General features: G+C 62.0%; 14 protein-coding genes, 1 tRNA gene and 1 pseudogene. 9 read left to right on the top strand and 7 right to left on the bottom strand.

Features of this window, described 5'->3' with window-relative positions; genetic code table 11:
* Positions 1-472 (bottom strand): annotated as a pseudogene (locus ACIQ17_RS24420) (hybrid sensor histidine kinase/response regulator); the annotation flags it as partial.
* 127 nt (positions 473-599) lie between these two features.
* Positions 600-812 (bottom strand): hypothetical protein, encoded by a 213-nt coding sequence (locus tag ACIQ17_RS24415; RefSeq protein WP_398471821.1) that lies wholly within the window; start codon positions 810-812, stop codon positions 600-602.
* A gap of 491 nt (positions 813-1,303) precedes the next feature.
* Here ACIQ17_RS24415 and ACIQ17_RS24410 point away from each other — a divergent pair, with 491 nt between their 5' ends.
* The 4 genes from ACIQ17_RS24410 (at position 1,304) to ACIQ17_RS24395 (ending at position 2,957) form a co-directional block, all read left to right on the top strand.
* Complete coding sequence (locus ACIQ17_RS24410; RefSeq protein ID WP_398471819.1) at positions 1,304-2,005, top strand: Crp/Fnr family transcriptional regulator; 702 nt, start codon at positions 1,304-1,306, stop codon at positions 2,003-2,005.
* 63 nt (positions 2,006-2,068) lie between these two features.
* Positions 2,069-2,299 (top strand): hypothetical protein, encoded by a 231-nt coding sequence (locus ACIQ17_RS24405; RefSeq protein ID WP_398471817.1) that lies wholly within the window; start codon positions 2,069-2,071, stop codon positions 2,297-2,299.
* A gap of 44 nt (positions 2,300-2,343) precedes the next feature.
* Positions 2,344-2,586 (top strand): DUF6894 family protein, encoded by a 243-nt coding sequence (locus ACIQ17_RS24400; RefSeq protein WP_398471815.1) that lies wholly within the window; start codon positions 2,344-2,346, stop codon positions 2,584-2,586.
* Between the two features lie 209 nt (positions 2,587-2,795).
* Positions 2,796-2,957 carry a hypothetical protein gene (locus ACIQ17_RS24395; protein WP_398471814.1) on the top strand — a complete coding sequence of 54 codons (162 nt, stop codon included), beginning with the start codon at positions 2,796-2,798 and terminating at the stop codon, positions 2,955-2,957.
* 43 nt (positions 2,958-3,000) lie between these two features.
* Here ACIQ17_RS24395 and ACIQ17_RS24390 read toward each other — a convergent pair whose 3' ends face one another.
* The 4 genes from ACIQ17_RS24390 to ACIQ17_RS24375 form a co-directional block, all read right to left on the bottom strand.
* A complete protein-coding gene (locus tag ACIQ17_RS24390; protein WP_398471812.1) occupies positions 3,001-3,285 on the bottom strand; it encodes a hypothetical protein in 285 nt (94 codons plus the stop codon).
* Positions 3,286-3,438: 153 nt separating this feature from the next.
* Positions 3,439-3,513, bottom strand: a tRNA-Val gene (locus tag ACIQ17_RS24385).
* Positions 3,514-3,684: 171 nt separating this feature from the next.
* On the bottom strand, positions 3,685-4,944 hold the full coding sequence (locus ACIQ17_RS24380; RefSeq protein WP_398471811.1) for a hypothetical protein: 1,260 nt from the start codon (positions 4,942-4,944) through the stop codon (positions 3,685-3,687).
* 110 nt (positions 4,945-5,054) lie between these two features.
* A complete protein-coding gene (locus tag ACIQ17_RS24375; RefSeq protein WP_398471809.1) occupies positions 5,055-5,633 on the bottom strand; it encodes a DUF1134 domain-containing protein in 579 nt (192 codons plus the stop codon).
* Between the two features lie 112 nt (positions 5,634-5,745).
* On the opposite strand from ACIQ17_RS24375, the gene ACIQ17_RS24370 reads away from it, so the two are divergent.
* Positions 5,746-6,234 carry a YHS domain-containing (seleno)protein gene (locus tag ACIQ17_RS24370; protein WP_398471807.1) on the top strand — a complete coding sequence of 163 codons (489 nt, stop codon included), beginning with the start codon at positions 5,746-5,748 and terminating at the stop codon, positions 6,232-6,234.
* Here the strand turns inward: ACIQ17_RS24370 and cysQ are convergent.
* Positions 6,231-7,061 (bottom strand): 3'(2'),5'-bisphosphate nucleotidase CysQ, encoded by an 831-nt coding sequence (gene cysQ, locus ACIQ17_RS24365; RefSeq protein WP_398471806.1) that lies wholly within the window; start codon positions 7,059-7,061, stop codon positions 6,231-6,233. The two genes, ACIQ17_RS24370 and cysQ, sit on opposite strands and share 4 nt — an antisense overlap.
* Positions 7,062-7,214: 153 nt before the next feature.
* Between cysQ and chpT the strand changes: the two genes are divergently transcribed.
* From chpT to ACIQ17_RS24345, 4 genes are all read left to right on the top strand, one after another.
* A complete protein-coding gene (chpT, locus tag ACIQ17_RS24360) occupies positions 7,215-7,862 on the top strand; it encodes a histidine phosphotransferase ChpT (RefSeq protein ID WP_398471805.1) in 648 nt (215 codons plus the stop codon).
* Positions 7,863-8,070: 208 nt separating this feature from the next.
* Positions 8,071-10,815: a chemotaxis protein CheW gene (locus tag ACIQ17_RS24355; protein ID WP_398471804.1), complete on the top strand. Its 2,745-nt coding sequence runs from the start codon at positions 8,071-8,073 to the stop codon at positions 10,813-10,815.
* Between the two features lie 11 nt (positions 10,816-10,826).
* Positions 10,827-11,303, top strand: a complete 477-nt coding sequence (locus ACIQ17_RS24350; RefSeq protein ID WP_398471802.1) for a chemotaxis protein CheW — start codon at positions 10,827-10,829, stop codon at positions 11,301-11,303.
* Positions 11,304-11,370: 67 nt separating this feature from the next.
* Positions 11,371-11,733: PleD family two-component system response regulator (locus ACIQ17_RS24345; RefSeq protein WP_398471800.1), on the top strand; the 363-nt coding region annotated here is incomplete at its 3' end.

The raw sequence follows: 11,733 nt of genomic DNA, 5'->3' as shown, positions 1-11,733 counted from the left end.
GCAGGCCACGGATTTGCCGCGCGCCTTCGCGGAAGAACGCCGTCATGTCCGGCGCCTGATCGAGGCGGCTCACCATGGAGCGCACCATGGCCGTGGTGTCGCCCTGGCTGCCGGCGGCCGGCTCGGCCTCGATGACGATCTGCCCGCCGGACATGTGCAGGGCCACATCGAACAGCGCCGCGCCCTTCACCAGTTCGCAACCGAAAATGCGTTCGACGGCGTCCTGTCCGCGCAGCAGCGCAACGCGATTGCGCAAATCATGGATTGCGATGGAGGGAAAGAAATCGGCCAGCGGATGGCCGATCATCTCCTGATGGGCGCGCCCGATGAAATCCCGCACATTCTCTGACGCGCGAGCCACGATCCAGTCGGTGCTCAGGGCAACCAGGAAGCCGATCGGCTGGATGGCACCGAGGATATGGATCGGTTCTCGGTCGCAATTGGTCAGATCGACCTTGAAATGTCTGTTCACTCAGCTGTCGCCTGACACCGAATTGGGATTTAAACCATTCAAAACCCCAAAACAGGCAGAAAGTTCCAACGTCCGCGAAACGCAGGCCCGGTTGACGGGCGATGAGCCGCTCCGTTCGCCGCAGACTTCACTTTTCGTGAAGGTTGATCGCTCGCAGGCCCGCTTTGGTTTCGCGAATGCCGGGAAAATGCCGTCCGAGCTGACGAGCCATTTTCTGCACCGATGCGGTGTTGCGGTTCAGGGCGCCGGCCGCGCGGATCAGGGACGAGCCCTGTTCGGAGAGTGCAACCAGCCGATCAATATCCTCTTCAGTCCATTTGCGAGTAATTGGGCGACCCATGATCCTGCCTTACTTGATTAAGTCGGTGAGTAAAAATTTCCGCGTCCTCGGTCCACAGCAGGAAATAACGTCGGATCAAATTGCTCCGTCTCGCCGTAACGTCCGCCTTCAAGATGCGATCTGCGCATGGGGTAACGAACAAGCCACGCTTCCGGTCCAGCAACCAAAAGATCTTGTGCTACAAATTATGCCTGATATCTCCCGAGCGTCTGTCCGCTATCTGACATAACGGCTCGGGTCTTGAAGATGCTGTGCGCACTACCATCTGCCGCGAACACTCGCGACCGCTTGCCGCAGAGCGCAGGCTGACTTGTCCATATGGTGTGGACCGCGAAGCTCCACGGCCGATTTTAAATCTCTATGTCGGTTACCGGACCGACATGCTCGGAGCGGACAAGTATCCGTTGTCCTAGCTGAAGGCGGGCGAAATGATCTGCTCCCACAACGGGTAATTCAACTGCGCTCCCTTCGGTCCTGTAACGGGAGCAATCATGAGACGGCACGAGAACAGCCTTCTGTCGCTTATCGAACCTGCGATGTACGAAGAACTGGCCAAGCATGCTGTCGTGGTCGATCTGGTGCAGGGTGATGTGCTTGCCGATGTGCATGACACCATCGACAAAGTGTATTTCCCGCATTCAGGGATCATCTCCAGCGTTGTCGAACTAGCCGGCGGCGGTGCCATCGAGACGGGCATGATCGGTCGCGATGGTGAGTTCGGTGCGGGCCTGGTGCTGGATGACAAGATCTCCGTGAATCACGTCGCAGTTCAGGTAGGCGGTTTTGCATCAACATTCGATGCGAAGTTCATCAATCAATTCGCCGAGCGGCATCCTGCATTTCGTCGGCTGATGATGTCCTACGAGCACTTTCATCTCGCGCAGGTGCAGCAGACAGCGGCGTGCAACGCCGTACATTCAGTGCAGGCGCGCACCTGCAAGTGGCTGCTCCGCATGCGCGAGCTGGCCGGTGACGAGCTCACGGTGACCCAGCAGTTTCTTGCGCAGATGATGGGCGTGCGCCGCACGAGCGTTACCGGCGTCGCGATCGAACTGCAGAAGGCCGGAATGATTTCCCACAGCCGTGGCCGTATCCAGATACTGGATGTCGAGAAGATCCGGCGCTGGGCCTGCGAATGTCACGAAGATGTGCAGCATCACTATGATCGCCTATTTCCGCCGAATGTCGGATAACGTACAGAAGCGCCGCTGATGGGGTGCTAGGCTACGATCTGGTTCAATGTCCGAGTAACGATCATGGACCGGAAGACGATTTGCGAGGCGCAAGCCGCGATCTGCACAGAACAGGCAAGTCGCGGCGACTCTGACCGGACGTTCTGGTTGGCAGAAGCGCAGCGATGGCACGATCTTTCCGGCGAGCACGCGCATGCCGTGGTGAGTTTCGAAGATATCGCGATATCTGCGAAAGCACTGACGCGAGATTTTGATGCGCCAGCGCAGAGCACAGTCCCTCCGCGTCGCAACTAGTTACTCATAAATTGCTTGTCTCTCATCGAAGAGCGGCAGCGACCATGACACGATATTTTTTGCATCTCGTCGATGGCGACGATGTAATTTGCGACCCGGAAGGGAGTGAGCTTCCGAGCATCGCCGCTGCTCGCGAACAGGCGCTGTTGTCGGCACGCGAAATTCTGGCCGAAGCGATCAAGATCGGTGCGCAGAGAGTCCCGCGCTTTGTAGTTGCTGTGTCCGAAGGCGGCAACGAGGTCGCGGTCATCGACATGAGGGAAATCTTCCCGCCTGGCATGAAGTGAGATCGCGCGAGACAGTGCTCGCCGCTGATCTAGGCCAGGGATGGCGGCAGTCCGCGCGGTGATCTCCTGCTTTTGCATGCCCCGTTTGAATCGATACTTAGTCGCATTCCTCCCTGCATTTCGTTCCTGAAAACTGGAACGGGTGAAGTCGATACGATTGTCGGCAGTGAGGAATGATGCATAGTCCAGTGACGTACCCCGATTGCGGGGTGCGCCGAGATTTCGTCGGATTCGAAAACAAGAAGAAGTGGCAGGACGAGATCCGCATTTTTCATTGCAGCACATGCGATCTCACCGAGAAGCTGAAGATCGCAGGCCGAAAAGCGATCTCCATCGCGCGCAGTCGCGGGAAGGCCGAGCAGGAGGGCTGATCGCAGTCGGCCGAGATGCAGTCCACGCGGCCCGACAGCGCTGCTAGTGCTCGGTATTCTGCTCTGTCATCGCGCGGATGCGCTGCATCGCCTGTTGGTAATACGCCTCTCGCTCGATCTCGAGAAATCGCTGCCTGTTGCGGAATGCCTCCAGGCGCGCATGCATTTCTTTCCGCAAGTCCGTCTCGGCCACATAGCGCGGATGTGCTGCGGGCCGTGTTGCGAGAAGCGGAGGCGGCGGCACACGCGTGGAGGGCACTTCGGCAAGCCGCTGGACGATGGCCAGCGTATCGGCAACCAACCGGTCCTGTTCGTTCTGCAAAGCCATCAGCCTTCTCCGAATCTCGTGATCGATCGGGAAAAGGGTGGGCGTTTATGAGTAACGAATCCTGACTGAAAACGTCGAGCGGATTGATGGACCCATCAGCCTGTCGCCGATGAGTAGGCTGGCTGCACGAAATTCAGAAGTCGCGGAGGTGGATGGTGGGCGCACAAGGGATCGAACCTTGGACCTCTCCCGTGTGAAGGGAACGCTCTCCCGCTGAGCTATGCGCCCGGACGCTGCATCAGGTGCGGGTCGTAAAACACGACCGGAAACCAAAAGGCCGGGCGGGGCCCGGCGATGCGTGACGTCAGTGGCGCGATTTAGGGAATTGGAGGCGGGGGTGTCAAGCACGCCCTGCCAGTTGCGACCACATTGTTGCGCCGAAACAGGAAACCGGCCGGTTCAGCCGGGTTGCCGAACCCGCGAGGCGTGGGATTGCAGCGCCCGGATGCGGTCGGCGAGGGTGCTGTTGGGGGCAAAACCGGCATCATTGGCCGGGCGCGGTTGGCTGGCAGCAGGATCGGCCGCCAGAATGGCCTCGATGGGCGAATTCGGACCCTCCAGGGCCATCGCCATCTTGGCGACTTCAGCAGCAATGTCGTTGATGCGCTCGCGCAGCAAGGCGTTTTCCATCCGCTCGGTGGCCCAGGCGCTTTCGGCCTGCTGGTGGATGGTATTGAGGTCGCGCTGCAGCTTGCCGCGCTCTTCGCGGGCGAGGCGGAGTTCCTCCTCCGCGCTGGCCTTTTCGGCGCGCAGCTGTTCGATCAGCGGCGAGGACTTGCCGCCGGCATTGGCGGCGATCTCGACCCGCAGGTTGCGCGCCGTCTGCTCGGTGGCCTCATTGGCCTGGCGGAGCTGCGCATTCTCGAAATCGCGCTCGGCGAGCAGCTTGGTCTGCTCCAGCAGCTGGGTTTCGAGCTGGTCGACGCGATTGCCGAGCAGCTCCGCTTCATGCACCTGGATCGCCAGCTGCTGGTCGAGGTCGGTGACGCGGTGATTGAGGCTCTCGACGCGGGCGCGAGCCTCGGCGAGGTCGCGCGTCGCGGTGGTCGATTCCCCGCGCTGCAGTTCGAGCTTGTGCTGTGTGGAGGTGAAATCCTGCTCCGCCAGACCGAGGCGGCTTTTCAGCTCTTCCACCTGCGTGCGCACGGTCACCAGTTCGACCTGGCGCCCCTCGGCGACCTGGGTGCGGTCATTGAGTTCGGCGGTCAGGCGCGCCAGTTCGGCCTGCTTGTCGGTCAGCGCGCGATCGGCGGCGGCGAGGGCTTCGGTCTTGGTGGCGAATTCGTTCTCGGTGGTGGCGAGCTTCTGTTTGACCGCGGTCTCGCGGTTTTCCAGATCGAAGATCGCTGCGGTCTTCTCGGTCAGCTCGACCTTCATCCGGTTGATCGCGTCGGTCTTCTTGCCGAGCTCGGCGAGCTGGTTGGTGGTCTTGCCCTTCAGCTGCTCGACGCTCATTTCCAGCCGCCGTGCCGACATGGCGAATTCGGCGCGCAGCTGGTCCTTGTCGGCCTGGATCTCGGCCATCGACAGCGGCGTGGCGGCTTCGAGGCGGCGGGTGGTGAGACGCACGGCGCGGTTATGCACCAGTGGCATGATCAGCAGGCCGCACAACATCGCAGCCAGAAAACCGATCGCCAGATACATGATCGGTTCGACCATGGCAGTGTGCTCCCACGCGCTGAAAAATCGCGGTTAACATGCCACGCGCGCACGGGCAAAGACAGCGTAACGCCTCGTTAACCTTTACGCGCCGGCCAGTTTTGAAGCGATCAGAACGGGTTCCAGGTCGCTGTGGGCGTGAATTTGAGATAGCCGATATTGGCGCCCAGGCGGAGGCCAAGGCCGGAGCGGATCGGCACCAGCACGATATTGTTGGCGGTGAGGGCGGTCATGCCGAAGCCGCCGATGATATAGGCGGAGCCGTCGATGCCGCCGAAACGCTGATAGATCGCCTGGGTTGCCGGGAGGTTATAGACCAGCGTCATGGTGCGGGCGCCGTCGCCGCCCCAGTCGAAGCCGAGCGATGGGCCCTGCCAGTAGACGCGCAGATCGCCGGCATTCTTGGTGTAGAGCGTGCCTTCGCCATAACGCAGGCCGGCGACGATGGCGCCGGAACCCTCCTCGCCCAGGATATAACCGTTCGGCAGGCCCCACTGGCTGATGGCCTTCTCGATCACCGAGGCGAGGCCACGCGAGACATTGCCGAAAAAGCGATGCCCGGCACCGACGAGTTCCTCGGACCGATAGGTGTCCGGCGCTTCGCGGCCCCTTTGCTGGGCTGCAGCTGGCGCGGCGGCGAGTGTGATCGCGGCGAGCGCAATCGCTGCCAGGCGTGATGCGAAGGTCATGAAAAGAACCCCTGGTATTCAATCTGGAGACCGCAGCTTAACCTGATGCTGAGAAGCAACGCGTTTAATCCGCAGTCGGTGTCCCCGAGTCAGCATAATATCGGTATCAACTATGACGGCACAACGGCGAGATTGGCGCGGGTTCCGCCGCGGATTTGCCTTGATCTTGCTCGGTGCCGGTTTCTGCACCCCGGCATGGGCCGGCACCAACGAACGTGTGGTCACCGACCGGTACACGGGCCTGGCCATCGGTGGATTCGATCCGGTCGCCTATTTCACCGACGCAGACGCGCAGGCTGGCTTGCCGGACTATGAACTGTCCGAGGACGGTGCCGTCTGGCGGTTCCGCAACGAGGGCAACCGGGCCGAATTTGCCAAGCATCCCGAGGTCTATGGACCGCAATTCGGGGGATACGACCCGCTGGACATGGCCCGCGGCGTCGCCATCGCCGGCAATCCGCGCTTCTGGCTGGTGGTCGGCCAGCGGCTCTATCTGTTCGGGCGCGAAGACACCCGCGACGCCTTTGCGGCAGCGCCGGCCAGGTTCCTGCCGGAGGCCCGCAAGCAATGGCCGATCGTCCAGCAGACGATGGCGCGTTAGTCCTGCGCCGCCTTGCCGCCCCAGGCGATGAATTCCGGAACGGTGAAATCTTCCCGCCGGCCGCCGAAATGCAACGGCTGGCCATGACTGTCGGCGACATGGCCGCCGGCCGCCACCACCACCGCATGGCCCGCGGCGACGTCCCATTCGCAGGTCGGTGACAGCCGTGGATAGATGTCGGCCTGCCCCTCGGCGACACGGCAGAATTTCAGCGCCGAGCCGAATGCCTGGCGTAAGGCGCCGGGACGGCTTGCGATGAACGCTTCGCTGCGGAGGTCGCCATGGGAGCGGCTGACGGCCGCGATCCATGGCTGGCCGGCGGCCGGCATCGGTCGGGTCTTGATGGACGTCGATTTGCCGATCGAGAGATCGGGTCTGACCTCGACGCGTTCGGCGCCGCGGCCGACGATCCCGCGCCAGATCAGCCCGAGCGCCGGTGCGCCCACGATGCCGAGCAGCGGCGCGCCATCGACGATCAGCGCGATATTGACCGTGAACTCCTGCCGTCCGGCGACGAATTCCTTGGTGCCGTCCAGCGGGTCGATGAGGAACAGCGCGCCGGCATAAGGCGGGGCGGCGAGATGCAGGCGTTCTTCGGAGAGCGTCGGGATGCCCGGAAACAACCGCGTCAGGCCCTCGCAGATCACGCGGTCTGCAGCGAGGTCCGCTTGCGTCACCGGCGAGCCATCCGATTTACCTTCGACGCTCATGGCATTCCGGTTCACGGCGAGAATGGCCGCGCCGGCCTGCACTGCGAGTTGTGTCAGGGGCTCCAGCAGCGCGGTGGCGCCGTCCAGATCAAGGTGCGGAAGCGAATCGTTGGTCATGGCAAGCTTTCGTGTCTCGCTCGTAATTTTGGCCGTTTCCGCGCCCATACGGACACAGGCCCGGCGGTGGTCGGGCTGATCTGTGCAGTGTATCAAACCAAAGAGCAAATGTTTGATTCGCCGTTCACTCGCGCGGCTTCAGGAGCCTATCCCATGTCTGATGCAACTTCGCCCGGTCCGGCACCCGACGCACTCGAACTTGCGGCATTGCTGTCGTCGCGCGTCTGCCACGATCTGATCAGCCCGGTCGGCGCCATCGTCAACGGGCTCGAAGTGCTCGATGACAATCCGAAGCCCGAGGACAAGGAGTTCGCGCTCGACCTGATCCGCAAGAGCGCGAAGACGGCCTCGGCACGTTTGCAGTTCTGCCGCCTCGCTTTCGGTGCGGCCGGTTCGGCAGGCGCACAAATCGATCTCGGCGACGCGCAGACCATGGCGCGCGGTCATCTCGAGGATAACAAGACCAAGATCGAGTGGAATCTGCCCCGCCTGTTGCTGCCGAAGAACAAGGTGAAGCTGCTGCTCAACATGATGATTATCGCACAGCAGACCATTCCGCGCGGCGGCTTGCTGAAGGTCGATCCGGTCGGCGAGGGCGAGCCGACGGGCTTCCGCATCACGGCGACCGGCATCAATGCGCGGCTGCCGCAGAACATCGTCGACATGCTCACTGCCGACCAGGTCGGGAATATCGATGCGCATGCTGTGCAGCCCTACTACACACGCCTGCTTGCCGAAGGGACGGGACTGAAAGTCACGATGGTCCTGGAAAACGAGGCTGCCGTGGTGACCGCGGCCTGATGACGCGGCGGTCTTACTAACTTAACGAACCCTTTACGGGCCTCCCATCTGGGCGGCCCGTTTTCGTTTTCACGTATTGGTTCGAGGCCTGTCGTTCGGTCTTTCTCGGAATGCTCAACTAATAATAAACGCTTTGGGGCGAGAGTAGCACTACTTCGATAAGGGTCACGCGACGGCGCGGGCTCCGATTGTGTGAAGGCCTACTTTCATGGATGATCTTCTCCGCGAGTTTTTGACGGAAACCAACGAAAGCCTGGACACGGTTGATAACCAGCTTGTCCGTTTCGAGCAGGATCCGAATAACGCGAAAATTCTCGATAATATTTTTCGTCTTGTTCATACGATTAAAGGCACCTGCGGATTTCTCGGCCTGCCTCGTTTGGAGGCGCTGGCCCATGCCGCTGAAACACTCATGGGCAAATTCCGCGATGGGATGCCCGTGACGGGAGAGGCGGTGACGCTGATCCTCACCACCATCGATCGCATCAAGGACATCCTCGGCCAGCTCGAGGCGACGGAAGCCGAACCGGAAGGGGTCGATGAAGACCTCATCGGCGAACTGCATCATATGGTCGAGAAGGGCATGGAAGCGATGAACAACTCGGCCCCACCGATCGTGCCGGACGTACCCGTGGTCGTGGAATCCGCCCCGCTGGTCGTGCAGACGCTCGAACGCGAGCTGCGCCCCGGAGAAGTCTCGCTCGACGATCTCGAGCGCGCCTTCCGCGAAACCGAAACCGAAATCCATCCGGTCATTGCCGCGCCTGCCACTGCGCCCGCCGCGGTCGCGCCGGCTCCGGTGGCGCCTGCGCCGGTTGCCGAGCAGAAGCCTGCGGCTCCGGTCGCTGCCAAGCCGGCCGCCAAGAAGAAGACGGCCGTCGAGGTCGAGCACGGCGAAGCCGACAAGGTCGCCAACCAGTCGATCCGCGTCAATGTCGACACGCTCGAACACCTGATGACCATGGTCTCGGAGCTGGTGCTCACCCGCAACCAGCTGCTCGAAATCTCGCGTCGTCACGAAGACACCGAATTCAAGGTACCGCTGCAGCGCCTGTCCACCGTGACGGCCGAGCTGCAGGACGGCGTCATGAAGACGCGCATGCAGCCGATCGGCAATGCCTGGCAGAAGCTGCCGCGCATCGTCCGCGATCTCGCCGGCGAACTCGGCAAGCAGATCGAGCTCGAAATGCACGGCGCCGACACCGAACTCGATCGTCAGGTGCTCGATCTCATCAAGGATCCGCTGACGCATATGGTGCGTAACTCGGCGGACCATGGTCTCGAAACCCCGGCCGAGCGCGCCCAGAACGGCAAGCCGGAGCAGGGCACGATCCGTCTCTCCGCCTATCATGAAGGCGGCCATATCCTGATCTGCATCGCCGACAACGGCCGCGGTCTCAACACCGAGCGCATCAAGGCGAAGGCGATCTCGAACGGTCTTGCCACCGAAGCCGACATCGAGAAGATGACGGAAGCGCAGATCCACAAGTTCATCTTCGCGCCGGGCTTCTCGACGGCGGCTGCCGTCACCAGCGTGTCGGGTCGCGGCGTCGGCATGGACGTGGTGCGCACCAATATCGATCAGATCGGCGGTACCATCGACATCAAGTCGGTGGCCGGCGAAGGATCCAGCGTCACCATCAAGATCCCGCTCACGCTGGCCATCGTGTCGGCGCTGATCGTCGAAGCCGGCGGTGATCGTTTCGCGATCCCGCAGCTCGCGGTGGTCGAGCTGGTGCGTGCGCGCGCCAATTCCGAACACCGTATCGAGCGCATCAAGGACACCCCGGTGCTCCGCCTGCGCAACAAGCTGCTGCCGCTGATGCATCTGAAGAAGCTGCTGCAGATCGATGACGGCTCGTCCGCCGATCCGGAAAACGGCTTCATCGTGGTGACGCAGGTCGGCAACCAGACTTTTGGCATCGTCGTGGACGGCGTCTTCCATACGGAGGAAATCGTCGTCAAGCCGATGTCCACCAAGCTGCGCCACATCAACATGTTCTCGGGCAACACCATTCTTGGTGACGGCGCGGTGATCATGATCGTCGATCCCAACGGCATCGCGCAGGAACTCGGCGCGCAGGCCTCGTCCATGAGCGAAATCGCCGACGAGAACGCCGCCGCACGCGCGCTCAGCGCCGAGCAGCTGACATCGCTGCTGGTGTTCCGGGCCGGCTCCGCGCAGCCCAAGGCCGTGCCGCTCGGTCTCGTCACCCGTCTCGAGGAGATCAGCGTCGACAAGGTCGAATTGTCGAATGGCCGCTACATGGTCCAGTATCGCGATCAGCTGATGCCGCTGGTGCAGATGGAGAATGTCACCGTCCGCTCGTCCGGCACCCAGCCGATCCTGGTGTTCGCCGACGATGGCCGCTCCATGGGCCTCGTGGTCGACGAGATCGTCGACATCGTCGAAGAGCGCCTGCATATCGAGGTCGCATCGGGCCGCGAAGGCATTCTCGGCTCGGCGGTCATCAAGGGCCTCGCCACCGAAGTCATCGATGTCGGTCACTTCCTGCCGATGGCCTTCTCGGACTGGTTCTCGCGCAAGGAAATGCGCGTCTCGGCCACCGCGCAGTCGGTGCTGCTCGTCGATGACAGCGCCTTCTTCCGCAACATGCTGTCGCCGGTCCTGAAGGCGGCCGGCTACAAGGTTCGCACCGCCACCAATGCGCAGGAAGGTCTCACCGTCCTGCGCTCGGGCCAGGAGTTCGACGTCATTCTCACCGACATCGAAATGCCCGACATGAACGGCTTCGAATTCGCCGAGACGATCCGTTCGGATCAGAAATACGGTCAGACGCCGATCATCGCGCTCTCCGCGATGATTTCGCCGGCGGCCATCGAGCGCGGCCGTCAGGCCGGCTTCCACGACTATGTCGCCAAGTTCGATCGGCCCGGCCTGATTGCCGCGCTGAAGGAACAGACGACTGAAGTCCATCAGCAGGCGGCTTGAGGGGAAACGACATGACCACTACCAACGTGACCCACACCGCCGATGGCGCCGTTACCGAATACGTCACCACCATGATCGGCGGGCAGCTGTTCGGCATGCCGATCTCGCGCGTGCAGGACGTGTTCATGCCGGAGCGCCTGACCCGCGTGCCGCTGGCCTCCAGCGACGTCGCCGGCGTGCTCAACCTGCGCGGCCGCATCGTCACCGCCATCGACATGCGCTCGCGTCTCGGTCTGCCGAAGAACGACGACGGCAAGCCGCCGATGGCCGTGGGCGTCGAACTGCGCGGCGAATCCTATGGTCTGCTGATCGACTCCATCGGTGAGGTCCTGAAGCTCGCCGACGAGAGCCGCGAAGTGAACCCGGTCAACCTCGATCCGCGCATGGCGAAGATGGCCGACGGCGTTCATCGCCTCGATGGCCAGTTGATGGTCGTGCTCGATGTCGATCGCGTGCTCGAAATTCCGACTGACAAGCTGGCTGCGTAAAGCCGGTATCTGGACGATCCTGTCCGCGGAGGAAGTGTCCCGTCAGGGGCACGAAAGTGAGGCTCACATGAAGACATGCCTGGTTGTCGATGACTCCAGCGTCATCCGCAAAGTCGCCCGCCGCATCCTCGAAGGTCTCGAATTCGAGATCACCGAGGCGGAGGACGGCGAGAAAGCGCTTGAAATGTGCAAGCACAAGCTTCCTGACGCCGTGCTGCTCGACTGGAACATGCCGGTGATGGACGGCTACGAATTCCTGCGCAATCTGCGCCGGATGCCTGGCGGCGATGTGCCCAAGGTCGTGTTCTGCACCACCGAGAATGACGTCGCGCATATTGCACGCGCGCTGCATGCAGGTGCCAACGAATACATCATGAAGCCGTTCGACAAGGACATCGTTTCGGCGAAGTTCGCGGAAGTCGGCCTGAGC

The sequence above is a fragment of the Tardiphaga sp. genome (genome assembly GCF_044340795.1).
GTDB lineage: Bacteria > Pseudomonadota > Alphaproteobacteria > Rhizobiales > Xanthobacteraceae > Tardiphaga.
This window is presented reverse-complemented; position numbering and strand designations above follow the sequence as displayed.

Bases quoted from the DNA above. Each gene is read 5' to 3' on its own strand.
- ACIQ17_RS24405 (WP_398471817.1), top strand. From the start codon at position 2,069: ATGGACCGGAAGACGATTTGCGAGGCGCAAGCCGCGATCTGCACAGAA.
- ACIQ17_RS24375 (WP_398471809.1), bottom strand. From the start codon at position 5,633: ATGACCTTCGCATCACGCCTGGCAGCGATTGCGCTCGCCGCGATCACA.
- ACIQ17_RS24380 (WP_398471811.1), bottom strand. From the start codon at position 4,944: ATGGTCGAACCGATCATGTATCTGGCGATCGGTTTTCTGGCTGCGATG.
- ACIQ17_RS24355 (WP_398471804.1), top strand. From the start codon at position 8,071: ATGGATGATCTTCTCCGCGAGTTTTTGACGGAAACCAACGAAAGCCTG.
- chpT (WP_398471805.1), top strand. From the start codon at position 7,215: ATGTCTGATGCAACTTCGCCCGGTCCGGCACCCGACGCACTCGAACTT.
- ACIQ17_RS24400 (WP_398471815.1), top strand. From the start codon at position 2,344: ATGACACGATATTTTTTGCATCTCGTCGATGGCGACGATGTAATTTGC.
- ACIQ17_RS24415 (WP_398471821.1), bottom strand. From the start codon at position 812: ATGGGTCGCCCAATTACTCGCAAATGGACTGAAGAGGATATTGATCGG.
- ACIQ17_RS24410 (WP_398471819.1), top strand. From the start codon at position 1,304: ATGAGACGGCACGAGAACAGCCTTCTGTCGCTTATCGAACCTGCGATG.
- ACIQ17_RS24390 (WP_398471812.1), bottom strand. From the start codon at position 3,285: ATGGCTTTGCAGAACGAACAGGACCGGTTGGTTGCCGATACGCTGGCC.
- ACIQ17_RS24350 (WP_398471802.1), top strand. From the start codon at position 10,827: ATGACCACTACCAACGTGACCCACACCGCCGATGGCGCCGTTACCGAA.
- cysQ (WP_398471806.1), bottom strand. From the start codon at position 7,061: ATGACCAACGATTCGCTTCCGCACCTTGATCTGGACGGCGCCACCGCG.
- ACIQ17_RS24370 (WP_398471807.1), top strand. From the start codon at position 5,746: ATGACGGCACAACGGCGAGATTGGCGCGGGTTCCGCCGCGGATTTGCC.